A 24,699-nucleotide genomic window follows, 5' to 3' on the forward strand; every position below is an offset into this window, starting at 1 on the left:
AAGGCAATTGCCTTGGAAGGGTAAGATCCTCGTGACGGCATACGCTGCATCGAATACATCTAGCTAATTCCGCATTAAGAGGGGGCGGCGTCCACCTTGATACATCCGCCATCACCTCTAACTTCCGTTTCATAAACTGATTGTACGCATATGCATTGAGTCAAAGCCTGTAATCTGTCAAGCCTTTAAGCTCACGGGACACACCTACCTAGCTGCTCGTGAGAGTTAATTAAGTGTCTCTTATGCTTTCAAGAAGTGCGGAATATTGATCGGGATCTTTTTGCTGAATTGTCTCCAGTACAAACTTCGCTAGTTTTGGAATCTCGGGGACTTCTATAGGCCTCATGCTTCTATCAAAAATCTCCTCCAGATGAGAAAGTTCATTGTTGACTCTGTTGGTTAAGTCTGTATGTAAATCATTGCCGCCGAAGAAAAGTAGTAGCTTTTCGTCATTTGACTTATTGTTCGGGTATTTATAGAAAAGGTAAGCTTCAAGAAATTTTCTCAGGTTGTTTCCGAAATTGTAGAAAGCATCGTGATCTTCCAATTCTGCATGTGGGTTGGCGCATTTGTGAATTTGACTGAAAAGGTAGTTGAACTCAGTCACAAACCTTTTGAGATAGCTTGGCATCAGTTTTATTTTGCTTGATTCGGCGCCTCTCTCAAGGGTAAAAAATTCATTATCATTTTTTGGTTTAGATATCCTCTTGAGATACTTCAAAAAATCTAAATTGTGGGTGGATATAAATAGTTGACTGTATCTATAGGTGGTGACAGATGTTGTCGGATCTTTTATAGGCTTGGCTATAGCATTTTCTATCAGGCTAAAGATGAAATATATATGATTGCTATCAAGGCTGGAGATCGGATCGTCAATCCAAATGATTAATTCTTTGCCTACGGTGTTTGTGTCTTGAAGCTTTGCAATGAAATAGCAGAATGCAACTAGGCTGCATTCCCCTTCGCTTAAGTTATACGCTAGCTCCCCATTTCTGGTAATGCTAAAAGTTATGACCTTGGAGTCAATGCTTTCTGTGGCGTTCAACTGTAAAGCTTCATGCCCAAAATGATTTTTCAGGTAGTGGTTTACAAGTTCAGCACCTTTGTGCTCGTCTTGAAGTTGGTTGTGAAGTTCTGAAATTTTTCCCAAAGTTTCTGCGGATTTTTCATTGAGGTTTTCAATGGCGATCTTTAATTGACGCAATTCACCTGAGAGGCGATCGATCTCATGAGACTTATTACTGTAATCGATATCCCTAGTGAAAGTAGCTACCTCTGAAAGCCTTAGTATTCGCCTTGCTTGATCTTGGTCGCTGGATAATGATGAGGTCTTGAAATTATGGGCTTTTACGACGCCCTTTATTTCTTGAATAGTAGCGGAGATTTTGTAATCCTGACGTATATCGGGAAGGCATCGACTCTTGTAGATATCGCTTTTTCTTGACTCTAACTCAGTAATTAGGATTCCAAGGGCTGCAATGTATTGCTTTACTTCTTCAGTAAGTCGGGATCTGATATCTCGAAACTTCTCTTGTAGGGATGAATAGAAGCCTGCATCGTTAGGCAAAGAGAATTCTCTAGCTCTTTTTTGCTCATCACGAATGCTGACTATTAAATTGTCTATTAAATCCCTTAGGTTCTCGGAGTCTTTGTTGAAGTGACCATTTAGTTTTTCCCACACCTGGGCGGTAAGAGTGTTTCCGCAGAACTGACAGTTTTCCTTATGCTTATGATGAGCCAGTCCGTTCCTAACCCATTCTTCAAGGAGGGGGTCTTCAAGAAGCTCTTGAGTGATATGCGTTGGGTTAATCGTCCTTCCCAGCAGATCTGCAGCAGCGTTTCTGTAGATAGGTAGTTTGTTATCAATGCTAAGCTGGAAATCAATTATGTCCTTTGATTCCTCAGTCAGGCTCAGAGTGAGTTCGCTTTTTTGTTCTGCGCTCAATATTGAAGTTTTATCGATTCCAATAGTTGCAATATCGGACTTTATTGTTCCAATGTTGTAATTGATATTTCGATAGATGGGGTTCTGCTTTATGTCTGTGTTTGCCTTTTCACGGAGCTTGTCATCTAGTTCACGTTTCTTTCGTTGTACTTTGTCCTCAAGCTCTCTGTGCTCGGACGCTTTGCAGAACGAATCCCAGTGTAGGCCGATTTTTTCTTTTATTGAGCCTAACATTTTTTCGTTTTTTGCTATTTCATTTTCAATCTCAATGTTCTTCTCGCCGAGAATTGTAAACGGCTTGATGCTCCCGTCTGGATTTGAAAGCCATTTTAAGTTTTCATCTAAAAAGTCTTTATTGTAAACCCTGACTGTGTATGGGCATGCTGAGAGGTTCTTATCACTTAGCGATCCCCCATTCGTATGCGAAAATTCATATGAGGAATCTAAATATTTTGGGTGTTTCACACCTGTTTCGAGGCTTCGAATTATTCGAGAAAGACTTGTCTTTCCTGAGTAATTTCTTCCGTAAATTATGTTTAATTTTTTGAGGATTGCAATGTTGTTTCCTTTGTCTCTAATGCTTGTATCCCAGTCGCATTCCTTGAATACAGCAAAGTTTTTGATGTGACGAAATTTTGTTAGCATCTCTCGGTCCGTGTCGATAAACAGTTGCTATAGATCGGTTGGGTAAAAGGATTCACCAAGCGAACAGTAACTCGAGAAAAAGGTCCATAAGGTCCAATGTGCATAGTGCCGCATTTCCTGTGTATGCCGTGCTTGGTTGCACGACATACCTACTTTGTAGCGAGCTTTGTCTGTCGTGGCAAGACGCCAGTCGGCGGCCGATTCTTTGGATAAAGATTGGCCTGAGTTGGCCTCGTAATTTCGGCTTAATCTGTCCGCGTGTGACGTGCTCAGGTTGGAAGGCTACGTCTTTGAGTAGCATCTGAGACACCAAGACCTGCTGGTGCGCTGCCCGATTAGGCGTATGGTCAAAAGGTAGTAATAGCGTGTCGAATGGGACCGCGCTTCCAGGCAATGGCTCAAAAACCAAATCAGATGTTTTTGTTGCCACTCCCAAGGATTATCTCGACCCCAGCGTTTAGAAATGGCTGTCTGAATAGCCTTGGCTTGGCGTATGTGGCGTTCACGCGTGGCATTTGCGCCCTTCAGCACCCCGGTTAAGAACAGCTCCATGTTAAATGGCTTCCTCATGCTCGACCTCCGATGTAGGCGGAAGCGACGTCGACTCGGCCGTGCCCTAGCTCATAGCTGATTTGCACGCGAGCATCTCGGTCAGGATATGGGGCGAGCCGGCTGTATTCACCTCCGTTGACGGGGGCGAGGTGATCGGTGATCCGCTCGTAACGTTCACACGCGTACGCCGCACGCAACTCGTGAAAGCCTTTGAGGTCGTGGAGCTGAAGGATATCTCGCGCTGGACGCACAACACTTTGGTGGAAATCAACGTAGGTCTCGTTCTGCCCAAGCAGATTCCGGCTACCTGAGGGCGACACCTCTGCGGCGAGGCGGAGCGCCTCACGAACATGCTCATCCACATTGATCCAACGCGGCGCTGTGGCGCCGCTGCGGCCGCCTTTGGTACCGTCCTGAACGTTGATCTTGCCGAGGGATTTGGCTTCACGCGTGAGACGTGGAAGGTCTGCGAGAACAGCCTCGCGCAATCGCATACCGGTCGCCCGTGCTAAACGGACGATGGCGGCTGCACGAGGATGCTGCTCTTGAAGCGCCTCGACGATGCGGACCACGTGGTCCCGATCCTGACCTTGTGGTGAGGATATGCGAACGCTGGTCCGCTGCATCCCCAACGCCTTACTCGGGCTCGGCACTTTCACATACTGATCACCGCGTAGCGCCGCCATGGTCCGGTTTACGCTGGACAGCCTGTTCTGCGCGGTAGCAATGGCTAACTCGCCACGTTCGACCAAGCCGCGGAGATGCCTTGCATAATCCGACAGCGTCTGCAGATCAATCTGCCTTGCGTCGTTCACGCCCGGTCCAACATCCGACCGGCACCAGCGCACGAAAGCCTTCCAGCGATCACTGTGAGCCCTGACGGTGCCGTAATGCCCGCCACCAAAAAAATCGCGCAATGCTTGCGGTCCTGCATAACTGAGTTGCCGCCCCCATCCAAAATTGCGCCCGTCTCGCCTACCTACCAATACCATAATCAAACTCCTCTCGAAGCCAAACCTCTAAAACCTTCCCCACGTCATCCCGCCAAGAATGTTGAGTGTTATCAGGGATCAAGGCCCCTGCGGCCTGTGAGGGTTGTCCACTGACGCGGGACTGGCGGCTCTTTACGGCCGGGAGCTTGGGCATCTCATGATCTGACCTCCTGAGCACTTCCGAAGAAGTGGGCGGGTGGAGGTTGCACTGGCTGATGAGACCAGTGCCGCGAGATCCTGAGTCGGGTGAAGGCAGTGAAGCGATGACCGGGGCATACCTGACTGTCAGTCAGGTGCAGTCCATTCCGTGGGCTGCGGCACCATCATCTGCATCGCTGTTGCTGGTGGCTTCGGTGTTTGTCACGCCGATTGTCACAAGGGAGAATGCCGCAAAGCCTTGTACGAGTTGGGCTGCAGCAGCGGTAGGAGCGCCCGTCTCTTTCCGGGAGAAAGAGACGGGCACAGGTTGGCGCAGGATTCGGCCAAGCGGATAGGTTGCTGCAGGGCAGCGAGGTACGGAGTATCTGGCGCACGAGCGCTATGTGTGTAAGAGCATCCATCACATGGGTAGTGACCGGGCGAGCTGCCGGATGCTAATCGTACTTGCGGGTGAACCACCGCGGGAGCGGCGTGACCTTAAAGGTTCGGGTCACCTGGGGTGCTGTCATCGACAGCTGTTGCGACTCCCGGTCTACGCTTGTGGACAATATTCGTCAAGCAGCGCGATATCAGGGATTTAGCGCCTGTGGATAAAACTATCCCCCGGTGGACATCAGTGGTTTTCCACAGACGTAAGATGTGCCAGCAGTTTTTTCTTAGGTATGGTCCTTTCAAACGGGGCGGCTTTGCAGCCCCGTTTGAAAGGACCCGCGCGGAGGAGCTTCATGCGGTGCTGTGGGTAACTTCACAGCGAGTTGAGGTGGTGGTGCGGCGGGTTACTCGGTTCTCTTGGCACTGCGAAGCCGCGTGACGTTCTGGCCCGTCTGCTTGGCAAACTCATGCGGCGTCACATGGTCCTCGCGTTTCGCCTCCAGAAACCGACTCCACCAGGTCATGATCATCCGGCGCTCTTCGAGGAACTCGGCCTTGTGGGTATAAGCCGCCCGCACGTTGTTGCGTTCCTTGTGGCTCATCTGGCGCTCGATCGCTATCTCTGACCACAGCCCGGACTCGACCAGCGCACTGCACGCCATGGCTCGGAACCCGTGGCCGCAGATATCCACCTTGGTGTCGTAGCCCATCGTCCTGAGCGCGGCATTCACTGTGTTCTCGGACATCGGCTTCCAAGGTTTGGCATCCCCCGCGAACACCAGGTCGAATTTGCCGGTGATCGCGTGGATCTGCTCAAGCAAGCCCACTGCTTGCGGCGATAAGGGTACAACGTGAATGTCTCCGGCCATTTTCGTACCCCTTGTGGAAAACGGTACGCCGTCGAGCGCCGGGCGAGTGTCGGGGATCTCCCAGATGCCGCGATTGAGATCGAACTCGCTCCAGCGGGCGAAGCGCAGCTCGCTGGAGCGTACGAACACGTGCAGCGACAGCATCACGGTAAGGCGTGTGAGTGGGCGACCTTTGTAGTCGTCGATGCGCGTCTGTAGCTCTGGCAGCCGCGATAAGGGTAGTGCGGGTCGATGTGTAACCCGTGGTGCTCTGATTGAGCCATCGAGGTCGTGGGCTGGGTTCGTCGTGATCAGCCGCAGCCGTTTGGCTTCGCGCATGATGCTTTGCAGGTAGTTCTTGATCCTGAGCGCCACGTCGATGGTGCCGCGCTTCGTCACGGCTTCCAGTGGCTGCATGAGGTCGTGGGTGTCCAACTCAACGATTGCCCTGGCACCGAGCAAAGGGAATACATGAGTCTTCAACCGGCTGAGTACAGTCTTGGCGTGGCCCGGCGCCCACTTGGGCACCATCCCGGCATACCAATCGAGCGCAACGCTTTCGAAGGTACGGCCATTGATTACGGCTTGCACCTTGGCCTGCTGCTTGGATTGGATGGGGTCAATGCCGTTGGCGAGCTGCTGTTTGAGCTCGAAGCGCTTGTGGCGAGCGTCAGCCAGCCCGACCACCGGGTAATTGCCGAGTGAGGTCAGGCCCTCGCGACCATCGGGCTTCACGTACCTGAGCCTCCAGCCTTTGCGACCGTTGGGCTTCACGAGCAGGTAAAGGCCATCGCCGTCAAAAAGCTTGTACTCACGTTCGCGAGCCTTTGCAGTGCGGCAGGCGTTGTCGGTAAGGGGAGCCGTTGTACGAGCCATAAGGGTACTTTCCAATGTCGAATTGGTAGGTATCCTTAAAAGTACCCTTATTAGCGCTGGCTACCCCCGGAATCCGACGGAACGCCAAAACGAAAAAACCCGCCAGAAGGCGGGTTTTTCGGGGGTTCCAGAGATTTTGAAAGCTTTCTATGGAACCTTGAATGGTGCCGGCACCAGGAGTCGAACCCGGGACCTACTGATTACAAGTCAGTTGCTCTACCAACTGAGCTATACCGGCGTAATGGGCTGCGAGTATATAGAGTCTGATGCGCTTGTAAACCCTAGCTGACTGATTCAGTTGAAAAAATTTGACCGCCGGTGCGGCTCAGCGTCGGCATGCAGGACAGGGTCGGTGGTGGATGCAGGACGTTTCCCTATGGTTTGGCGGATTAGGCTGCCTGATGGCGGGTAGAAGGGTGTTCTGGCATGCTGGTTTGGCCCCGTGCCGATGAGAGCGATTGGGCCATAACCCGCGTCGATTTTTAACCTGCCCATGCGAATCAATGACTTAGCCGGTGGTGGCTATCTATAGCCGTTCAGCGCTCCAGGCGAGTTAGTGGCTTTTGGGCCGTTTGCACGCTCGGGACGCTTTGCATAGGCTTGTTCTCAACGGCCCAAGCCACTGAGTCAGGCGGCGAGGGGCGTTCACTTTTCAGTCAGGGATAAAGGATTATCCATTGAATGACACGAAGGATCGTTGCAGGGCTTCGGGGATGCAGTACACCGTAGGCCGGCCATTCACTGAGAAGCGGTTTGAAGATATTGGTAACGACGTCTTGTCCGGTCGGGCAGGCGTCAGGTGATAGAGAGGCTGTGCATTGCCGTCTGAATCGCATGAATGTGCGTCTGGACGCTGATGGAGTCATCACCAAGTCGGGTACGGTCAAGGTCGCTTCGGCGGGTCTTTGATGGTCTCGATGCTTTAAACGATGCCCGGGTCTCAGGATCCGGGCATTTTTTTGCGTTTGTATCGGGTGTGTAGCATTGCGATTGGAGTTCGGGCGGTTCTGGCCGATATAGCTGTATCAAAATGGCAGTCGGCCATGGACAGCTAGTGCAATGCAGAGAACGCCCACGCATTACGAGCTGCTGAATGTCGCTCGCGATGCCTCTCCTGATCAGATCAAGAAGGCTTATCGCAAGATCGCTCAGAAGCTGCACCCGGACAGGAATTCCGACCCTTACGCTTCGGACATGATGAGTGTCGTCAACGCGTCTCACGATGTGCTGGCCGATGCTGGCAGGCGCGCGGCGTATGACGCGCAGCTGGTGGCCGATGAGCAGAGGGCTCGCGAAGACGCTGCACGCCGCAGGCAGGTGCAGGCGATGCGTGGGCGTGCCGTTCATGTGTATGCCAGTGCTTCTGGCTCGGCGTCTGCTGCACCGCAGCAATCCACCTATACCGGCCCTGAGCGTCGGGCCAGTGCTTCTCCCCAGTCTTCCAGAAGTCAGCGCCACGGCAGTGTGTGGCGCTGGGCGGGGGTGTTCGTGATTTTCTGTGCGGGCGGCGCGTGGATGGGATACGACCCCAATGCTGGCAAGTCTTTCGTGCCGACTGAATCGGTGCCTGTGGTTCAGCCGTGGGTCAAACCGGTTGTTGAGCCCGAGCCTGTGGTTGAGCCTGTCAGCGTGGCTGAGAAAGCTGCGGACGTGGCTGCGTCCGAGTGTGAGGTGCCGACGGTTGATCCGATGGGCGCGCCCTGGCCGCAGAAGGCGGACTATGTGAAGGACATGCCGACGCTCAAGGACAATGGCTGGTCGCAGATCACTGTTGATAACACGGCAGGCGGTTCTGCGGTTTACGCCAAGGTCACGGACGCCATGGGGCGCAAGGCGTTCCGGCATGCCTATATTCCGGTGGGTGCGTCGTTCTCGTTCGCCAAGATGGACGCGGGTCTGTACCTGCTCAAGTACAAGATGCTGGATACGGGCTGTGCGTTTGCCTCGGGGCGGATCCTGCTGGAAGAGACGCCGATGGGCAGTCAGATCAAGTCCAGTGCGTACAAGCTGACGTTGCGTAAGTTGCAGGGGCGCAGCGTGCCGTTTACGCGGTTGAAGGAAGATCAGTTTTAGTGGGTATTCGTGTGGGTTCAGGATCTGCGTAGTCAGTTGAATCGGACGCGGAGCGTCCTGGGCGGCATTCCCACGCAGAGCGTGAGGAACGATCGTCAAACCTGCATCACTCATGTCTTGCAACGCTTTCAGGCGTGTTTTTGAAGGCTTCGTCTCTTTCCTTTGCGGGACATTTCCGAGAGAATCCCGGCCCGCTTGTGCCTTGCTGTCTGTGCTTCTACTCTCCCGTCCGTCGCTGCCCATCAGCGATGGGGTTTAGTCGCCCGTGTTTGAGTTAAGGCGCATTGCGCCGCTGTTTGATCAGGTCATTGGCCTGTTCTTTATGGCGGCTGTGCCTAGGGCACCTTCGGGTGCGCCGGTTCTTAGCTCCCGGTCGACTAACCTTCGTACAGCCGCCACCTTCATTCGTTTAGTCGCGACTCGGTGGTGGTTTCATTGAGGAGAGCTAAGCATGGTCAAAGTCACCCCCGATCCACCCTCGAACACCTCCACTGGCGCACCGGTCTTCGATCAGGCCGTCGTCAAACGCGCGATGGCGTGCTACCTGCCCACCCGTCGCCCCAACAACGAATCCCAAGACAACAGCGCTGATTACATGAACCTGGAAGCGACGTTACTGCATGCGCTGGATTTTCTGCGCTGTGCCTCGGCAACGGCTTATGAACTGGGCGACGAGTTGATCGGGTCGAAACGGGACTTGGCGTTTGCTGCGATGCACATGGCCGAGATGGCCAAGGTGATGGTCGAGCGATCCCTGGAGTGTGTCGAAGGATAATCAGTTGTAGCGGGTGTTTGTGTTTGCTCAGGATCTGCGTAGTCAGTTGAATCGGACGCGGAGCGTCCTGGGCGGCATTCCCACGCGGAGCGTGAGGAGCGATCGTCAAACCTGCATCACTCATGTCTTGCAACGCTTTCAGGCCCGTTTTTGAAGGCTTCGTCTCTTTCCTTTGCGGGACATTTCCGAGAGAATCCCGGCCCGCTTGTGCCTTGCCGTCAGTGCTTCTACTCTCCCGTTCGTCGCTGCCCATCAGCGATGGGGTTTAGTAGCCCGCAATGAGCAAGGCATCACAACCGTGTTTCATCAGGTCCGTCCCGATGCTATGGCGGCTGTGCGCTTGGCGCCTTCGGGTGCGCCGGTTGCCTGGCTCACCGGTCTACTAACTCGTGCACAGTCGCCGCCCTTTCGTTTAGTAGCGAGAGGACAGCGATTTCATCGAAGGAGCTAGAACATGGTCAAAGTCACCCCCGATCCACCCTCTAACACCTCCACTGGCGCACCGATCTTCGATCAGGCCGTCGTCAAACGCGCGATGGCGTGTTACCTGCCCACCAGTCGTCCCAACAATGAATCCCAAGACAACAGCGCCGATTACATGAACCTGGAAGCGACGTTACTGCATGCACTGGATTTTCTGCGCTGTGCCTCGGCAACGGCTTATGAACTGGGCGACGAGTTGATCGGGTCGAAACGGGACCTGGCGTTTGCTGCCATGCATATGGCCGAGATGGCCAAGGTGATGGTCGAGCGATCCCTGGAGTGTGTCGAAGAAGTCTGAGATATCCGCTTGAAACCGGATCGTAAGCGGCGTGTTACCCGTACGCGATCCGGCACTGCAACAGGTCCGTTCCAGAGCCGTTACCAAATCTTTATGCACAATCGCTACATCAATATTTGCGTACATGCCAATAAGTGTGCAAATACCCCGCCTGCGTCGCAAACCACTGTTTTTGTGGGTTCCTGACGGAACAGGCAGGAAAAATCAGGGACTTCAGTAACTGGTGCGCCAAGCTTTAACGCGCCATTCAGAATTTTCATCAACAGACTTATCCACAGGATGTTCTGTGGTTTTACAGCTTCATTTATGGCCCAGTATCAGCAGGTTGCGAGGCGTAAGCTGGCGCTGACAGAAAGTCCCCACGCTGACGCGGTAACCCTGCTCCTGAAGATACAGCGCTCGATCAAGCACCAGCCACATCTCCAGCGGGCGCCGGAACAGGTTCTGGACCAGTTCCAGGTTGCGCACCTGAGCCAGTCGCTGCCAGCCCGCAGCCTCCCATTGCGCCCAGTTCTGTTCGCCCGACAAGGGCAGGTTTTTCAGTTGAGCCAGATGACGACAGTAATCTTCGTAGGGAGCGTCAAGCCACGAGACGGGCAATGACGGTGTGGGCAGATATTCATCGATGCCGCGAATGGTGCGCTGCAGCAGGTCGAACCCCAGGCGGCGTGCCATCGAGGTGTCACGCTGACGACGGACGCGGGCACCAGCGGTCACGGTTTCGCTCAACGGCAAACCGAGTTCGTCACGCGACAATGTCAGCCCCGATGCTTTGCCCTCGCTGGACAGTGGCTGGTAATGATCGAAGCGGGTGCGGTTGTAACAGCAGGGCGCAATCGCCAGGCGCTGGCAGCCGGTGTGGCTGGCCAGTTGCATCAGTTGTACATGCAGATCACCGCAAGCATGCAGCGCGACGGGCGTATGGTGCGGCTGCAGGCTGCGCCACGCATCATCGGCCATGACGTCCTGTTGAACATGCCGGGCTTCCAGCCCTTGGCGGGCGCTGAGGGTAAGGCCCGCTTCGACCAGTGCCGCGTCGCGCTCAAGGCAGGTCAGTTGCTGGCCGCGCCCGGTCAGGCGACGACCCAGATGACCCTTGCCCGCGCACCAGTCCAGCCAGTGGGTGCCTGCCTGTCCGGTGTCCACATGACGGGAGAAGGCTTCGATCTGCTGCCATTTGCGCCCGGGTACATCAACACTCATGCGCGCTTCGACTGGGGCGAGCGGGTAGACGGGCAGTTCGGCGACCTGGCTCAGGGCAACGGCTTCGGATGCCAGTGCCGCAAACGGGAAGGGCGCGTCGAGTTGGTCAGGGTCCAGGTGCGCCGCTTCAGCCTGTTCGAGGGTGCGTTGGCGCAACCACTGCGCCAGCTCAGGGTACTGGGCTTCCCACGGCAGGTGCAGATGGGTGAATGGCCTGGGTCGCCACAATCCCTGATGCGCGAACAGGAAGCTGTCCAGCGCACCAAAGTGGCTGCGAAGCGTGTCGTTCTGCAGGCTGGGTTCAGAATTCATGGTCGGCGGCTTCGCGTGGGAGACTGGCCGGATGAAAGCCAGCCCCCTTCATATCAGCGACCCTGGCTCGCGTCTACGCGTAACAGCTTTTCCAGCAGGCGGAAGCCCTGTACCAGCACAAACGCCATGACGAGGTAGAACAGGCCTGCGGCGAAGAAGATCTCCACCGGCATGTAGGTGCGGGCAATGATCGTGCGGGCCATGCCGGTCAGTTCCAGCAGCGTGACGGTGCTGGCCAGGGCGCTGGCCTTGAGCATCAGGATCACTTCGTTACTGTAGGCCGGCAGGCCGATGCGGGCGGCGCGTGGCAGGACGATGTAGAACAGCGCTTTCCATTTCGACATGCCCAGAGCCCTTGCCGCCTCGACTTCGCCGGGCGGTACAGCCTGGATCGCGCCGCGCAGGATTTCTGCGATGTAGGCGGCGGTGTGCAGGGTCATGGTGATGACCGCACACCAGAAAGGGTCGCGCAGATAGGGCCACAGTGAGCTCGCGCGCACGGCATCGAACTGCGCCAGGCCGTAGTAGACCAGAAACAGTTGCACCAGCAGCGGCGTGCCACGGAAGAAGAAAATGTAGGCGTAGGGCAGCGTGCGAACCGGCCAGTGACGTGAAGCGCGGGCGATGCCCAGCGGGATCGCGAGAATCAGGCCCGCAATGACTGCAATCGCCACCAGTTCCAGCGTCAGGGTGGCGCCCTGTGCCAGGCGTGGCAGCCACTTGATGATGACTTCCCAGTTCATGATGCGCTCCTCGCAAAGCCGCGGGCGGCGCGTTTTTCCAGGAAGTACATGCCGATCATCGCTAGCACCGTCAGGCCCAGGTACATGATGGCCGCGACCATATAGAAGGTGAACGCTTGCTTGGTGAAGCCCACGGCGATCTGCGAGTGGCGCATGATTTCCTCAAGGCCGATCACCGAGACCAGCGCGGTGTCTTTCATCAGGATCATGAACAGGTTGCCCAGGCCGGGCAGGGCGATGCGCCACATCTGCGGCAGGATCAGCTTGTAGAGAATGCGCGTGCGCGACATGCCTAGCGCCAGCCCGGCTTCACGATGACCTTTGGGAATCGCCAGAATGGCGCCGCGAAACACTTCGGTGGCGTACGCGCCGAAGCACAGGCCCAGCGCGATGACGCCCGCGGCGAATGCGCTCAGCGCCAGGTCCGGCTTGCCGAAGGCTTCACCCAACGCGCGCATGCCGTTGACGGTGCCGAAGTAGATCAGCAATACCCAGAGCAATTCGGGAACGCCGCGCACGATGGTGGAGTACGTGCCGCCCAGCCATTGCAGGGGCTTGTAGGGCGAGGTCTTGGCCAAGGCGCCGAGCAGGCCGAGTATCAGGCCCAGGCACAAGGCCGAAAGAGCCAGTTGGACGGTCATCAGCGCGCCAGCCGCGAGGGCCGGGCCGAATCCGTGGAGATCAATGTTCATGGGCAGGCTTATTCAGGACCGGTCGCCGGGCTTCGAGTCGAAGCCGCAGCGACGCCGTCAGGTGAATCAGAGAATGCTGAAAGGGAAATACTTGTCGTTGATCTTCTTGTAGGTGCCGTCAGCGATGATTTCTTTCAGGGCGGTGTTCAGGCGCTCACGCAGCGGGTCGCCCTTGCGCACGGCGATGCCGATCTTGTCGTTCTGCTCGACAGGCTCACCCTTGAACTCGAAGTTCTTGCCTGCATCGCTTTTCAGCCATTCGTAGCTGACGTATTTGTCGGCCAGCATGGCGTCAACGCGGCCGGATACCAGATCGAGGAAAGCGTTTTCCTGCGTGTCGTACAGCTTGGGATCGAGGATACCCAGCTTGTCTTCCAGCCACGTGGCGGCCAGTGTCGAGCGTTGTGCGCCGACGGCTTTGCCTTCAAGACTTTCCTTGGCCTTGTCGATCGAGGAAACATCGATGGACGTGGTCTTCGGTGCGATGAATTGCAGCTTGTTCGAGTAGTACGGATCGGTGAAATCCACCACCTGCTTGCGCTCGTCGGTGATCGACAGCGAAGAGATCAGGAAGTCGAACTTCTGTGCGTTGAGGGCCGGGATGATGCCGTCCCAGTCAGAGGTCACCACCTGGCATTCAACCTTGAGCTTGGCGCACAGGGCCTGGCCGATTTCATAGTCGAACCCCACAACCTGACCGCTGGCGTCCTTGTTGTTGAACGGCGGGTAGGCCGCTTCGATACCCATCTTCAGGGTTTCGGCAAAAGCACTGGTCGTGAAAGCCAGGGTGGCCGCTGCGACCAGCAGGATCTTCTTGTACGTCTGCATGGGTGTTGCTCCGTTAGCGGTGACTCGACATGAATTGTTTACACCTTACCGACAGCGGGTTCTCGAACACTTGCTGCGGTGTGCCCTGTTCTTCGACCATTCCTTGATGCAAAAAGACGATTTCACTTGAAACCTGGCGTGCAAAATTCATTTCGTGGGTCACCAGCAGCATGGTGCGGCCTTCCTCGGCCAGCGCGCGGATGACGTTGAGCACTTCCTGAACCATTTCCGGGTCGAGTGCCGAAGTCGGCTCGTCGAACAGAATGACCTTGGGTTGCATGGCCAGCGTGCGGGCGATGGCCGCGCGTTGTTGCTGACCGCCCGAGAGCTGGGCCGGGTAGGCGTGACGTTTGTCGGCGATACCGACCTTGGCCAGCAGCGCTTCGGCGACTTCGATGGCTTCGGCCTTGCTCTGGCCCAGTACACGGCGTGGCGCTTCGATGATGTTATCGAGCACGCTCATGTGCGGCCACAGGTTGAAATTCTGGAACACGAAGCCGATCTCGCTGCGCAGGCGATTGATCTGTTTGTTGTCGGCCGCAACCAGCTCGCCGTTGCGGGTTGCCTTGAGCTTGAGTTCTTCGCCTGCGACCAAAATCTGACCCTGATGCGGGTTTTCCAGAAGATTGATGCAGCGCAGCAAGGTGGACTTGCCGGAACCGGATGAACCCAGAATCGAGATGACGTCACCTTCACGCGCTGTCAGCGAGATGCCCTTGAGCACCTCAAGCTGATCGTAGCGTTTGTGCAGGTTGCGGATTTCCAGGGCGGGCGTGGCCTCAGCCATGTGGGGTCCTCATAGTGTTGTGCGCTCTTTCTGCGAGGCGAGCGCCAAGCTAGCACAGCGTTCAAAAGACAACCAACTGCGCCGAAGAGTGAATGTGACAGCGTTTTACGGTTTGTCGCATCGCCGCAGCAGACTGTCGCCAAATGGCAGGCAGGCGCGTGTATCCAGTACCCGTTTGAGGTGGGTGTGCGCGAAAAAGGCGCGATGTTGCCATTTTTGACCGGGTGTTGGAAGCAGCTTTTGCGCAGCAGCGCCTGACGGCACGCACCATTGGTGAGCTTTTATATGTGGCGTGTGCATTTTCGGTGCGGTGGTGTGAAGCGGTTTTGGGGCGTCAGGTAACAAATCCTACGCCATAGACCGTATTTTCAATTTGTCCATTCAGGGACCGCTCGCCTACAACCCCTATGTTTCAGGAGCGACGTCGTTTTTGAAATATTTTGGCGCAATTCTTGCGTCAAGAATACAGAACGGCACCGTTGCTTTCTTTTTACGAGCTGCTTCGGTGTGCCTCGCTCGTCTTGCACAGGTGGTTTTATGAGCAGTACCGCTAACTCTTCCGAGCTCGAACAAGGGCTGAAACCTCGACACATCACTATGTTGTCGATTGCTGGCGTCATTGGCGCCGGCCTGTTCGTAGGCTCCGGCCATGCCATTGCCGAAGCCGGACCTGCCGTGCTGCTGGCTTACGCTGCAGCGGGTACGCTGGTGGTGCTGGTGATGCGCATGCTGGCCGAAATGGCCGTCGCCTCGCCTGATACCGGTTCATTCTCGACGTACGCCGACCGTGCCATCGGGCACTGGGCCGGTTTCACCATTGGTTATCTGTATTGGTGGTTCTGGGTGTTGGTGATTCCGCTGGAGGCCAACGCGGCGGCGACCATTCTGCACGCCTGGTTTCCGAACATCGCGATCTGGATGTTCACGCTGGTCATCACCTTGCTGCTGACGGCCACCAACCTGTTCAGCGTGAAGAACTACGGCGAATTCGAGTTCTGGTTCGCGCTGATAAAGGTCGTGGCGATCATCGCGTTCGTGGTGCTGGGTGTGGCGGCGATCTTCGGCCTGCTGCCGACCAGCCAGGTCAGCGGTGTCAGCCATCTGTTCGATACCGGCGGTTTCCTGCCAAACGGCATGGGCGCCGTGCTGGCGGCGATGCTGACCACCATGTTCTCGTTCATGGGCACCGAGATCGTGACCATTGCGGCGGCCGAATCCAAGAATCCGGGCAAGCAGATCACCAAGGCCACCAATTCGGTGATCTGGCGGATCTTCCTGTTCTATCTGGTTTCGATTTTCATCGTTGTGTCGCTGGTGCCATGGAACGACCCGCGTCTGGCGGAAGTGGGCTCCTACCAGACCGTGCTGGATGCCATGGGCATTCCCAACGCCAAGCTGATTGTCGATCTGGTGGTGCTGGTTGCGGTGACCAGTTGCCTCAACTCGGCGCTGTACACCGCGTCGCGCATGCTCTTCTCGCTGGGCAAGCGTGGTGACGCACCTGCATTGTCCAAGCGCACCAGCAAGGGCGGCACGCCGTACTGGGCGGTTCTGCTGTCGACGGCGGCGGCGTTCCTGACCGTATTCGCCAACTACATCGCGCCTGCGGCTGTGTTCGATTTCCTGCTGGCCAGTTCCGGCGCCATCGCCTTGCTGGTGTATCTGGTGATCGCCGTGTCGCAACTGCGCATGCGTCAGAAGCGTATCGCGGCGGGTGAGGCCATCGATTTCAAGATGTGGCTGTTCCCGTGGCTGACCTGGATGGTGATTGTGTTCATCGTTGCCGTGTTGACGATCATGCTGATCCAGGAAGAGCACCGCATCGAAATCATCGCGACCGGCTTGCTCAGCCTGCTGGTGGTCGGGGCCGGCCTGATCGTCTCCCGCCGCCGCAAGGCTTCGCGGGTCGGGGCTGCTGCGCTGGGGTGATGGCAAATATCTGATCGTGCCCATCGCTCCGCGTGGGCATGCCTCCCGTGACGCTCCGCGTCACAAATGGCACAGACTGAGGATTCAGTAAGCCGAGCGCATGACGTGGATAACGCTGGAGCCTGGGCACACATCTGCGCCACATTTGAGAGCGGACGCGGAGCGTCCTGGTAGGCATTCCCACGCAGAGCGTGGGAACGATCATCAAACACCCTGGTTTCTGATCGTGCCCGCGCAGCGCGAGGGACTGATCAAATCAGTCAGCGCATCGCTCTAGTGTCGCGCTTCATCAGCAAGTCCGACGCCATCTGGAAATCTGCCTGGAATGCCTTGCCTTCGACCCACTCCACGGCGGTGTCTTCGTCTTCGCCGTGGTGGATGGCGCGGTAGGTGATGAGCAGGCCCATCATGAAGTCGGTCGCTTCCTCTTCGTCTTCTTCCGAAACCACCAGCGCCAGCACCGGGTATTGCAGGAACACCAGACACATCGCCAATTGGCTGATGGCCTCGGCGGCTTTCATGGTGTCGAACAGGTCTTCGTAGTCGGCCGGGTCGAAACCGTTTTCAACGATGTCCTTGAAGTCGAACGTATTCATGTCCAGCTGCACATCGTCGAACGGCTGGTTGACCAGCGCAGAGGCGAATACGGGGTGCACGACATTGGTCGGTGACTTCCCGGAGCGGTTCTGCTTGGCCTTGATCTTTGCGCGCTTGGCACGTTTTTGTTGCTTGTCTGGCGAGGCCATGAGGCGGTCCTTTGTCCGGCGGTAAGGGCAATGGCGGCTATTGAAGCGCACAGCGCCCGAATAGCCAAGGCCGGGATGCTGGCAAGCGGCTTTGCCATTCATGTCCTGGGCGCAGAAACATAAAAGCCCGCATTGCGCGGGCTCTCAGTGTAGCGGTACAGCGAGCGGTCACTTTTTGCCGGTTTTGGAGAAGGCTTCTGCCTCGTCCATACGGTTGGCGAACATGCTGACCGCCTCAACGGCATCGCTCGCGCCGTCACGAATCTGCACGATCACCTGTCCGGCCTGATCCGCCAGCGTAACGCCCCGGTTTGCGCCTTCCTGAGTCGCGCTCATGCTCGCGACGGCCTCGCGTGTCTCGGCCAGAATCTTGCCGATCATCTCGGCGATTTCCGTGGTCGAGCCGCTGGTGCGTCCCGCCAGTTGCCGGACTTCATCGGCCACGACCGCAAAGCCACGACCCTGATCGCCAGCCCGTGCCGCCTCGATGGCAGCGTTGAGTGCCAGAAGGTTGGTCTGGTCGGCAATACCACGGATGGTGTTGACGATGGCCGTGATCTGTTCCGAGCGATCGCCCAGCTGCCCGACCAGTCTGGCAGATGCGCCGATGTTCTCGGCAATCTGCCGCATCTCGCGTGCCGTTTCCTGGATCACCAGCGTGCCCTGTTCGGCCACTTTCTCGGTTTCGGCCGAGATGTGATAGGCCTTGGACGCACCGTGCGCGTCGGCTTCCTGTTTTTCCACGCGGTCAGTGATGTCGCTGGCGAACTTCACGATCTTGTACAGCTTGCCCTCGACGTCATAGACCGGGTTGTAGGTCGCTTCCAGCCAGACGACTCGACCATGCTTGCCCAGACGCTTGAACTGGCCGCCCACGAACTCGCCGTGGTTCAGCTTGCGCCAGAACTCGGTGTACTCCGAGCTGTTGACGAACGCCGGCTCACAGAAGGTCTTGTGGTGTTTGCCTTTGATGTCCGTCAGCGAATAACCCATCACGTGCAGGAAGTTGTCGTTGGCTGTCAGCACATGGCCGGTCGGGTCGAACTCGCACACCGCCATGGCGCGGTCCACTGCATTGAGTTTGCTGTGAGTTTCGTTTTCAAGCATGACCTTCCGGGTGACGTCGAGTGCGTACTTAACGATCTTGATCACTTTGCCCTGAGCGTCTATCACCGGATTGTAACTGGCCTCTAGCCAGACACTTTTCCCGGTTTTGCTGACACGCTTGAAGGTGCCTGATATGAATTTACCTGCCCGCAGCGATGCCCATAGATCGGCATACTCACGACTGCGTGCCATTTCAGGCTCGCAGAAGTCGCGGTGGGACTTGCCGGGAAGCTCTTCGGCCCGATAACCCATTGCTGTTAGAAAGTTGTCGTTGGCACGCAGGATCCTGCCATCAAGATCCAGCTCGACCACCGCCATCGATTTTTCAAGTGCGCCCATCAGTCCTTTTGCGCTATCTACTTCTGCCTTCATGGCTGCCAGTTCGTTTTTGCTTTTATTTCCGAACATAACCTGCCGCCTTTGGTGTTGTTTTACGAAATTCTCGTCATCAGGCTATCGACACCAGAGTTGAAGGCATTAGTGCTGGAATGACGTTTTGGACGGGCGGGATAGGATCAGGATTGGCGGTAACTTTTAGCTGAAAGCGGTCAGCGCCAAACGCCGGACAAAGAAAAGCCCGCGATGGGGGAGCGGGCTTAAGGATTCACACTTGGGAGCAGCTCTACAATGGCTTAACGGCTGTGAAAACTTTGTGAAGAAAACAGGCCGTTTTTACTTTTTTTCAGGTGTCTGAACAGTGTTGGTCACTTCGGAGGTCGGCACGAAGGTTTTCGACTCTTCGGCAGCAGCTTCCTTGGATGCAGCCTTGTCTTTGGCGGCTTCGGCATTCTCTTTCGCTGCGTCGTTCACCTTGGCTTGAGCCGATTCCATCTTCTGTTGAGCGTTTTCCTGATGCGCCTGAGCGTCCTGCGCTTTCTGCTCGGATTTGCTGTCGCAGGCGGCGAGGCCAAGGGTGGCGGCGATGACGAGGGCGGAGGCGGTAAACTTGAGCACAGGATTTTTCCCTTTGAAAACAAATGTATGAGTTCGAGGGGATGGGTGGGGCTAAGTTCAATCGGTTATAGGCATGGGTGCGAACGTACTGTGGAGGCAACCTATCGGATCGCTGGTGTGCGAAAACGCATCAATAGTATGACAAGATGGTCGCCGTCAATGACTTCACTTGAGGTTCAATCATGGGAACCGTTCGCAAGACCATTACCGTCACCGATCAGCAGGACAGCTGGATCAAGGCCCAGATAGATGCGGGCCGATACACCAATGACAGTGAGTATATTCGCGACCTGATTCGGCGTGAGCAGGAGCGTAGTGCAGAAATTGAAGGTATCCGCCAGGCACTGATAGAAGGCGAGGCGAGCGGCGAGCCCCGGCGGTTCAGTGTCGATGAATTCAAGAAAAGGATGTTGAACGCGCATGACTGAATACCGTCTTGCGCCTGCCGCAGAACGCGATCTGGAGGCAATCTGGCTCTATACGTTTCAGGAGTGGGGTTCAGCACAGGCTAACCACTATGTGGACATTATTACTGAGGCGTTCGCTGAGCTGGCGCAAAACCCGAAAACCGCGCCTGCCTGTGATCACATTCGTTCAGGCTATCGTCGTCGCAGCATTGAGCGGCATGTAATTTATTTCCGCGCGACGGAGTATGGCATTGCTGTTATCCGTGTCCTGCACGACCGAATGGATGTGTCGCGTTACATTTGACTCGTTTCAATCGCGACCGCGCAGGGGTGGTCGTAAGGAATGAGGTAAACCCCAGACAACAAAAAACCCGCACTAGGCGGGTTTCTTGTGCGCTTTCAGGTGTGCTTGGCATCACCTGAAAACTGAAGGTGGTGCCCAGAGACGGAATCGAACCGCCGACACGGGGATTTTCAATCCCCTGCTCTACCGACTGAGCTATCTGGGCAACGGGGCGCATTAAACGTGTTTTTCAGGAGGTCGTCAAGCGCGTTGTCAAAAAATATTGAATTATTACCGACGCTTACGACCTTCACTGCGCGAAACGCTTTATTTCTCGGGCGGAACGTAGCCTTCAGCCTGAGCGTATTCCTCGCCGGACAGGTACTTGTCCATTTCGGCCTGGAGGAATTTGCGGTCCTCGGCGTTCATCATGTTCAGGCGGCGTTCGTTGATCAGTAGGGTCTGGTGTTTCTGCCAGTCGGCCCAGGCTTTTTTCGAAACGTGGTTGAAGATGTCTTCGCCCTTGGCTCCCGGATAAGGGGCGCGCTCGAGGCCTTCCAGTTCTTCTTTGTACTTGCGGCACATTACGGTGCGGGTCATGACGACTCTCCTGCGTTCAATACGTCGGCTGCGCGTTTGAGCAGCTTTTTCACCGGGGCGGCAAGGCCCAGGCGCGGCGGGGTGGCGAGGTTATACCAGAGCCAGTCGGCCTCGGCCACGTGATGGGCGGACTCCTGGACCTGTACCAGCCAGGGTTCGATGCTCAACTGGAAGTGACTGAAGGTGTGGATCAGGCCAGGCAGTTCGTGATGCTTGCCCAATTCCAGCGAATGTTGTGTCGCCAGATGCTGCACATCGTCGAAGTGATCGAGTTCCGGCAGGCTCCACAGGCCGCCCCACAGTCCGCTGGACGGGCGGCGGTACAGCAGAATTGCGCCGTCGCCGTTGGCAAAGATGGGCATGAGGGTGCGTTTTTGCGGCACGGTCTTGCGCGGCTTGGGGATCGGGTAGCGGGTTTCCAGCCCCAGCATGTGTGCCTGACAGCCGCGCTCCAGCGGGCAGAGCAGGCAGCTGGGTTTGCTGCGGGTGCAGAGCGTTGCGCCCAGGTCCATCATCGCCTGGGTGTAGTTGTTCACGCGCGTATGGGGCGTGAAGCGCTCTGCCGTGGCCCATAACTGTTTGGCGACCTTGGGCTCGCCCGGATAGCCTTCCTGCGCCGTGAAGCGCGCCAGAACGCGTTTGACGTTGCCGTCCAGGATCGAGGCGCGGATACCCATGCTCAGGCTGGCAATGGCGCCTGCGGTGGACAGGCCGATGCCGGGCAGCTCGGTCAGCTTTTCCACATCGCGGGGAAATTCACCGCCGTGTTCGGCCACGACAATACGCGCGGTCTTTTGCAGGTTGCGGGCGCGGGTGTAGTAGCCCAGGCCGGTCCACAGGTGCAGCACTTCGTCTTCGGGCGCTTCAGCCAGGGCCTGTACGGTGGGCAGGGCTTCCATGAAGCGGTCGAAGTAGTTCAGCACAGTGCTGACTTGCGTCTGTTGCAACATGATTTCCGACACCCAGACCCGGTACGGCGTGATGCCTTGCTGCCAAGGCAGGTCGTGTCGGCCGTGGCGGTCATACCAATCCAGAACTGCGCTGGAAAATTGCTCGGGTTGCATCGCCTGGTGGGCTCCTGTGAAACAGCTCGTGACCTGATGAAATGCTGATAGTTGTAGGAGCGCGCTTGCCCGCGATGCGATGTATCAGGCGACTCATCAGTGACTGAGTGGACGCTTTCGCGGGCAAGCGCGCTCCTACAGTCCTTTGTATCTTGCGAGGCGGCGCTGTGTCAGGGACATCGCGCCGCCTTGCTTTTCTAGCGCTTGAACAACCCCTTGAGCGCGTCCTTGAGTTCCGGGCTGACCTTGTCGCCCAGCTTCTCGTTGAGCTTGTCCTCGAGTTTTTCGCTGATCCGGTCGCCTGCCAGTTTTGCTGCGATCTGGCCGACGCCTTCGCGGTCCAGACGGCAGGCCTTGGCGCCCAGTTCCAGCGGGCCTCGGCACTGCACTGGCCACTCGATGCCGACGTAGCGCGGATTGACCTCGCAGGCCGGGTCCGGCATGTCGCTCTTGTCGCCTTCGATGATGATGCCGACGCGATAGTTCATGCCCAGCACGCGCAGATCCACGTCACCATTGCCGTTGACGGTCAGGCCGGGGATGCGCACTTTCAGATCCGGGTTGCTCGCCACGCCGTTGCGGATGACCAGATTGCCGTCCAGTTGCTGGAAAGGCGTGTCCTTGGCGCGCGGCTCGCCGGTCAGCGGTTTGCGGTTCAGCGTCGAAATGCCTTTGCACAATTGCTGCTCAAGGTTGGCGTTGACCAGCACGCCGTTGTTGAGCGCGAAACTGGCGGTGCCATTGAGGCTATCGATCAGCGCTTTCTCGCTGTTGCCCTGGCCGGTCAGGCTGCTGTTCAGTGTCAGCAGGCCACGTACCGGCGGCGTCTGGCCCTGGCTTTCCAGAACGCGATCCACCGGTACTTTGGCGGTGCGCGTCTGCACACTGATGGTCGGCAGGTCGGGACGTGCATCCAGATTGCCTTTGACCTCGAAGTTGCCGTTGTAGAGATTGCCGCTGAGCGTATCGAGCTTGATGACACCGCCCGATGCCTGAGTCTTGAACACCGCATTGTCGATAGGCAATTTGTTCAGGGTCAGTTTGCCCAGGCTGATGTCAGCCTCGACATCCAGCGTGCGCAGACGCTCCAGTGGCAACAGCTTGGCAGTGCTCCAGGCAGCCTTGGTGGGCTGCTCGGGCAATGGCGAATCCCCGGCGACAGCTGCGGCTTCATCGCTTTGCACTTCGGATTTGCGCGCGGCCTTGGCGCCCTTGCTTTCTTCGCTTTCGGCAGGGCGGTAGCGGTCGGCGTCGAAGGTGTCACCCTTGAGCTGCACGCGCAGGGCCTGTTTGGCGAAATCGTCTATCGCGACACGGCCAGTGAAGGTGCTGTCGTCCACTTTCAGGTTCAGGCCGTCCAGTACCACGCTGGTGGGCGTGCCGCTGAGGCGCGTGACCATTTCGACCTTGCTGAGTGCGCCATCGGCCATTGGTGGCAACGGCTGGCCGATGTTTTCAAAGAAGGTGCGTACATCAAGCTGGGCAATGGAAAGGCCGCCACTGAGCTGCGGAGTCTTGTCCAGCTCGCGGGCACGCAGTTCACCGAGCGCGCGCAGCTGGTTGGCCGAGATTTTCAGGCTGTTCCATTCGGCAATGTTGGCTGCCAGGTCCACCAGCAGTTGACCTTGTGCCGAGAAGGTCACGGTCTTGCCCTTGAGTGGCTCGCCAGCGACTTCGCCGGACAGGCGCATGTCTTCGAATTGATAGCGCTTGAGCACGCGGTCCATGCGCAGTTCGCCGACCAGTTCGGTCTTGGCGCGTACCACGGGCTGGTTGGTGCTCAGGAAGGCGGTCAGCTTGATCGGAATATCCGACGCTTCGCGAATCGGACCGGTGCTCAGCTGGATACTTTCTGCCGTGAAGGTCTGGCCTTTTCGGGCGTCGCTGTAATCCACGCGGGCGTTGTTGACGGTCAGGCTGTCGATGTCCAGCTTCAGAGGCTGAGAAGCGCGTTCCGGCTTGGGTGCTTCCGGCGTCGGCGTGGTGTCCGGTTTCGCGTCGGTGGACGCGACGGCGGGCGGCTTGCCGATGTCTTCCCAGTTGCCGTGACCCTGCTCGTCGCGATGCAACATCAGGTTCAGGCCTTCGACACGGATGTCGCTCATCTGCACCTGTTTGCGCAGCAAAGGCAGGACCCGAACGGACAAGCCCAGCATTTGAACATCGGCAAAGGGCTGGTCGGGAGCGGTCAGGGTAGCCACATGAGTGTCGTGCAGCTCCAGTCCGAGCCAGGGGAACAGGCTCCAGCCGATATCGCCATTGAGCGTCAGCTCGACGTTGGCCTTTTCACGTGCCAGTTGCCGAATCTCGTCTTTGTAGTCGTTGGGATCAAACAGATGGGTCAGGGCGAAGCCGAGAGCCACGATGATCAGCAACAACCCGAGAATAAACAGCCCCAGGATTTTGCCGAACGCTTTCATGGGCGAGTCCTTGTGTCGATGTTCAAAAATAGCCCACGAGTATACCGCTCTGAGGAGGGTCTCGGGCTTCGGATGCCTTCATGGCTGGATGACGCCAGGTGATTCAGGGCGTTGCGACGTCCAGTTGCACAGAAAGCCTGGCCGCCAGGGCGAGGACTTCGGGACACTCGGCGGTTGCCAGCAAGCGTAGTTCGCAACCCGCTTCCCGGGCCAGTTTCTGCCCTTCGCAGACTATGCGTTCAGCGACACCGCGTCGACGTGTCGGTTTGCGCACGCACAGGTGAGACAGGTGCCAGACAGTCTTGCCGCGTACAAGCCGGGCGGCGCCCAGCAGCCGGTCGTTGAAGCGTCCGGCCAGCAAGGCGCCGTCTGCCAGTGTTGTTTCGATCAACTGTGCTGCACCGAAAAAGGGCGGAAACATATCCGCCGGTGCGTCGAGATATATCTTTTGCAGGTCTTCCTGATCCTGAAAAGTGGGCGAACTTAATAGCCCAACTAAGACCGGCATAGATCTTCTCCTGATGTTTAATTGACTGCATCTATGGGGTCATAGACAACGTGGATTAAGTGGGTGATTTTAATAATAAAAACACTGTAACAAGATGC

Annotated in this window: 20 protein-coding genes, 2 tRNA genes and 2 pseudogenes; 6 read left to right on the forward strand and 18 right to left on the reverse strand. The window is 56.8% G+C overall.

Annotation, left to right across the window (positions count from 1 at the left end; genetic code table 11):
• Positions 1-229 precede the first annotated feature (229 nt).
• From AC0IXS_RS15925 to AC0IXS_RS15940, 4 genes are all read right to left on the reverse strand, one after another.
• Complete coding sequence (locus AC0IXS_RS15925; RefSeq protein ID WP_471825135.1) at positions 230-2,590, reverse strand: AAA family ATPase; 2,361 nt, start codon at positions 2,588-2,590, stop codon at positions 230-232.
• A gap of 566 nt (positions 2,591-3,156) precedes the next feature.
• The gene (locus tag AC0IXS_RS15930; RefSeq protein WP_471825137.1) at positions 3,157-4,134 is read right to left on the reverse strand and encodes an integrase domain-containing protein; all 978 of its coding nucleotides are present in this window, start codon (positions 4,132-4,134) and stop codon (positions 3,157-3,159) included.
• A gap of 935 nt (positions 4,135-5,069) precedes the next feature.
• Complete coding sequence (locus tag AC0IXS_RS15935) at positions 5,070-6,389, reverse strand: tyrosine-type recombinase/integrase (RefSeq protein ID WP_471825139.1); 1,320 nt, start codon at positions 6,387-6,389, stop codon at positions 5,070-5,072.
• Positions 6,390-6,551: 162 nt separating this feature from the next.
• A tRNA-Thr gene (locus tag AC0IXS_RS15940) sits at positions 6,552-6,627 on the reverse strand.
• Between the two features lie 821 nt (positions 6,628-7,448).
• Between AC0IXS_RS15940 and AC0IXS_RS15945 the strand changes: the two genes are divergently transcribed.
• The 3 genes from AC0IXS_RS15945 to AC0IXS_RS15955 all read left to right on the forward strand — a co-directional run bounded on the left by AC0IXS_RS15945 (position 7,449) and on the right by AC0IXS_RS15955 (position 10,018).
• A complete protein-coding gene (locus AC0IXS_RS15945) occupies positions 7,449-8,462 on the forward strand; it encodes a J domain-containing protein (protein ID WP_471825141.1) in 1,014 nt (337 codons plus the stop codon).
• A gap of 451 nt (positions 8,463-8,913) precedes the next feature.
• Positions 8,914-9,237 carry a DUF6124 family protein gene (locus AC0IXS_RS15950; protein ID WP_057410276.1) on the forward strand — a complete coding sequence of 108 codons (324 nt, stop codon included), beginning with the start codon at positions 8,914-8,916 and terminating at the stop codon, positions 9,235-9,237.
• Between the two features lie 454 nt (positions 9,238-9,691).
• A complete protein-coding gene (locus tag AC0IXS_RS15955; RefSeq protein WP_057410277.1) occupies positions 9,692-10,018 on the forward strand; it encodes a DUF6124 family protein in 327 nt (108 codons plus the stop codon).
• A 300-nt stretch (positions 10,019-10,318) separates the two neighbouring features.
• Here the strand turns inward: AC0IXS_RS15955 and AC0IXS_RS15960 are convergent.
• The 5 genes and pseudogenes from AC0IXS_RS15960 to AC0IXS_RS15980 form a co-directional block, all read right to left on the reverse strand.
• Positions 10,319-11,585: pseudogene (locus AC0IXS_RS15960) on the reverse strand (methyltransferase).
• Between the two features lies 1 nt (position 11,586).
• Positions 11,587-12,276: an ABC transporter permease gene (locus AC0IXS_RS15965; protein ID WP_004883040.1), complete on the reverse strand. Its 690-nt coding sequence runs from the start codon at positions 12,274-12,276 to the stop codon at positions 11,587-11,589.
• Positions 12,273-12,968: an ABC transporter permease gene (locus AC0IXS_RS15970; protein ID WP_122690393.1), complete on the reverse strand. Its 696-nt coding sequence runs from the start codon at positions 12,966-12,968 to the stop codon at positions 12,273-12,275. The genes AC0IXS_RS15965 and AC0IXS_RS15970 overlap by 4 nt, the downstream gene beginning before the upstream one ends.
• A gap of 66 nt (positions 12,969-13,034) precedes the next feature.
• Positions 13,035-13,796, reverse strand: a complete 762-nt coding sequence (locus AC0IXS_RS15975; protein ID WP_025996650.1) for an ABC transporter substrate-binding protein — start codon at positions 13,794-13,796, stop codon at positions 13,035-13,037.
• A gap of 13 nt (positions 13,797-13,809) precedes the next feature.
• Positions 13,810-14,583, reverse strand: a complete 774-nt coding sequence (locus AC0IXS_RS15980) for an ABC transporter ATP-binding protein (protein WP_025996651.1) — start codon at positions 14,581-14,583, stop codon at positions 13,810-13,812.
• 537 nt (positions 14,584-15,120) lie between these two features.
• Here AC0IXS_RS15980 and gabP point away from each other — a divergent pair.
• Positions 15,121-16,512: a GABA permease gene (gabP, locus tag AC0IXS_RS15985; RefSeq protein WP_004883048.1), complete on the forward strand. Its 1,392-nt coding sequence runs from the start codon at positions 15,121-15,123 to the stop codon at positions 16,510-16,512.
• 260 nt (positions 16,513-16,772) lie between these two features.
• On the opposite strand, the gene AC0IXS_RS15990 is transcribed toward gabP, so the two are convergent.
• The 4 genes and pseudogenes from AC0IXS_RS15990 to AC0IXS_RS16005 all read right to left on the reverse strand — a co-directional run bounded on the left by AC0IXS_RS15990 (position 16,773) and on the right by AC0IXS_RS16005 (position 19,319).
• Complete coding sequence (locus AC0IXS_RS15990; RefSeq protein ID WP_449121640.1) at positions 16,773-17,258, reverse strand: hypothetical protein; 486 nt, start codon at positions 17,256-17,258, stop codon at positions 16,773-16,775.
• Positions 17,259-17,426: 168 nt separating this feature from the next.
• Positions 17,427-18,002, reverse strand: a complete 576-nt coding sequence (locus tag AC0IXS_RS15995) for a methyl-accepting chemotaxis protein (protein ID WP_257013862.1) — start codon at positions 18,000-18,002, stop codon at positions 17,427-17,429.
• Positions 17,997-18,773, reverse strand: a pseudogene (locus AC0IXS_RS16000) (PAS domain-containing protein); the annotation flags it as partial. The gene AC0IXS_RS15995 and the pseudogene AC0IXS_RS16000, both read right to left, overlap by 6 nt.
• A gap of 264 nt (positions 18,774-19,037) precedes the next feature.
• Positions 19,038-19,319 carry a hypothetical protein gene (locus AC0IXS_RS16005; protein ID WP_004883057.1) on the reverse strand — a complete coding sequence of 94 codons (282 nt, stop codon included), beginning with the start codon at positions 19,317-19,319 and terminating at the stop codon, positions 19,038-19,040.
• A 182-nt stretch (positions 19,320-19,501) separates the two neighbouring features.
• On the opposite strand from AC0IXS_RS16005, the gene AC0IXS_RS16010 reads away from it, so the two are divergent.
• Both AC0IXS_RS16010 and AC0IXS_RS16015 read left to right on the forward strand, forming a co-directional pair.
• Positions 19,502-19,747 carry a type II toxin-antitoxin system ParD family antitoxin gene (locus tag AC0IXS_RS16010; RefSeq protein ID WP_029244074.1) on the forward strand — a complete coding sequence of 82 codons (246 nt, stop codon included), beginning with the start codon at positions 19,502-19,504 and terminating at the stop codon, positions 19,745-19,747.
• Positions 19,740-20,030 (forward strand): type II toxin-antitoxin system RelE/ParE family toxin, encoded by a 291-nt coding sequence (locus AC0IXS_RS16015; RefSeq protein WP_057409557.1) that lies wholly within the window; start codon positions 19,740-19,742, stop codon positions 20,028-20,030. Before AC0IXS_RS16010 ends, AC0IXS_RS16015 begins: the two co-directional genes overlap by 8 nt.
• A 129-nt stretch (positions 20,031-20,159) precedes the next feature.
• Here the strand turns inward: AC0IXS_RS16015 and AC0IXS_RS16020 are convergent.
• The 5 genes from AC0IXS_RS16020 to AC0IXS_RS16040 form a co-directional block, all read right to left on the reverse strand.
• Positions 20,160-20,235: transfer RNA gene (locus tag AC0IXS_RS16020), tRNA-Phe, on the reverse strand.
• Between the two features lie 101 nt (positions 20,236-20,336).
• A complete protein-coding gene (locus tag AC0IXS_RS16025) occupies positions 20,337-20,609 on the reverse strand; it encodes an oxidative damage protection protein (protein WP_004883065.1) in 273 nt (90 codons plus the stop codon).
• On the reverse strand, positions 20,606-21,673 hold the full coding sequence (mutY, locus tag AC0IXS_RS16030; RefSeq protein WP_004883066.1) for an A/G-specific adenine glycosylase: 1,068 nt from the start codon (positions 21,671-21,673) through the stop codon (positions 20,606-20,608). Before mutY ends, AC0IXS_RS16025 begins: the two co-directional genes overlap by 4 nt.
• Before the next feature lie 197 nt (positions 21,674-21,870).
• Positions 21,871-24,093, reverse strand: coding sequence for an AsmA family protein (locus tag AC0IXS_RS16035; protein WP_191957010.1), 2,223 nt, complete (start codon positions 24,091-24,093; stop codon positions 21,871-21,873).
• A gap of 103 nt (positions 24,094-24,196) precedes the next feature.
• Positions 24,197-24,601, reverse strand: a complete 405-nt coding sequence (locus AC0IXS_RS16040; protein ID WP_191954848.1) for an acetyl-CoA sensor PanZ family protein — start codon at positions 24,599-24,601, stop codon at positions 24,197-24,199.
• Positions 24,602-24,699: the final 98 nt, after the last annotated feature.

This window comes from Pseudomonas sp. AC016, assembly GCF_979253365.1.

Bases quoted from the DNA above. Each gene is read 5' to 3' on its own strand.
- AC0IXS_RS15925 (WP_471825135.1), bottom strand. From the start codon at position 2,590: ATGCTAACAAAATTTCGTCACATCAAAAACTTTGCTGTATTCAAGGAA.
- AC0IXS_RS15930 (WP_471825137.1), bottom strand. From the start codon at position 4,134: ATGGTATTGGTAGGTAGGCGAGACGGGCGCAATTTTGGATGGGGGCGG.
- AC0IXS_RS15935 (WP_471825139.1), bottom strand. From the start codon at position 6,389: ATGGCTCGTACAACGGCTCCCCTTACCGACAACGCCTGCCGCACTGCA.
- AC0IXS_RS15945 (WP_471825141.1), top strand. From the start codon at position 7,449: ATGCAGAGAACGCCCACGCATTACGAGCTGCTGAATGTCGCTCGCGAT.
- AC0IXS_RS15950 (WP_057410276.1), top strand. From the start codon at position 8,914: ATGGTCAAAGTCACCCCCGATCCACCCTCGAACACCTCCACTGGCGCA.
- AC0IXS_RS15955 (WP_057410277.1), top strand. From the start codon at position 9,692: ATGGTCAAAGTCACCCCCGATCCACCCTCTAACACCTCCACTGGCGCA.
- AC0IXS_RS15965 (WP_004883040.1), bottom strand. From the start codon at position 12,276: ATGAACTGGGAAGTCATCATCAAGTGGCTGCCACGCCTGGCACAGGGC.
- AC0IXS_RS15970 (WP_122690393.1), bottom strand. From the start codon at position 12,968: ATGAACATTGATCTCCACGGATTCGGCCCGGCCCTCGCGGCTGGCGCG.
- AC0IXS_RS15975 (WP_025996650.1), bottom strand. From the start codon at position 13,796: ATGCAGACGTACAAGAAGATCCTGCTGGTCGCAGCGGCCACCCTGGCT.
- AC0IXS_RS15980 (WP_025996651.1), bottom strand. From the start codon at position 14,583: ATGGCTGAGGCCACGCCCGCCCTGGAAATCCGCAACCTGCACAAACGC.
- gabP (WP_004883048.1), top strand. From the start codon at position 15,121: ATGAGCAGTACCGCTAACTCTTCCGAGCTCGAACAAGGGCTGAAACCT.
- AC0IXS_RS15990 (WP_449121640.1), bottom strand. From the start codon at position 17,258: ATGGCCTCGCCAGACAAGCAACAAAAACGTGCCAAGCGCGCAAAGATC.
- AC0IXS_RS16010 (WP_029244074.1), top strand. From the start codon at position 19,502: ATGGGAACCGTTCGCAAGACCATTACCGTCACCGATCAGCAGGACAGC.
- AC0IXS_RS16015 (WP_057409557.1), top strand. From the start codon at position 19,740: ATGACTGAATACCGTCTTGCGCCTGCCGCAGAACGCGATCTGGAGGCA.
- AC0IXS_RS16025 (WP_004883065.1), bottom strand. From the start codon at position 20,609: ATGACCCGCACCGTAATGTGCCGCAAGTACAAAGAAGAACTGGAAGGC.
- mutY (WP_004883066.1), bottom strand. From the start codon at position 21,673: ATGCAACCCGAGCAATTTTCCAGCGCAGTTCTGGATTGGTATGACCGC.
- AC0IXS_RS16035 (WP_191957010.1), bottom strand. From the start codon at position 24,093: ATGAAAGCGTTCGGCAAAATCCTGGGGCTGTTTATTCTCGGGTTGTTG.
- AC0IXS_RS16040 (WP_191954848.1), bottom strand. From the start codon at position 24,601: ATGCCGGTCTTAGTTGGGCTATTAAGTTCGCCCACTTTTCAGGATCAG.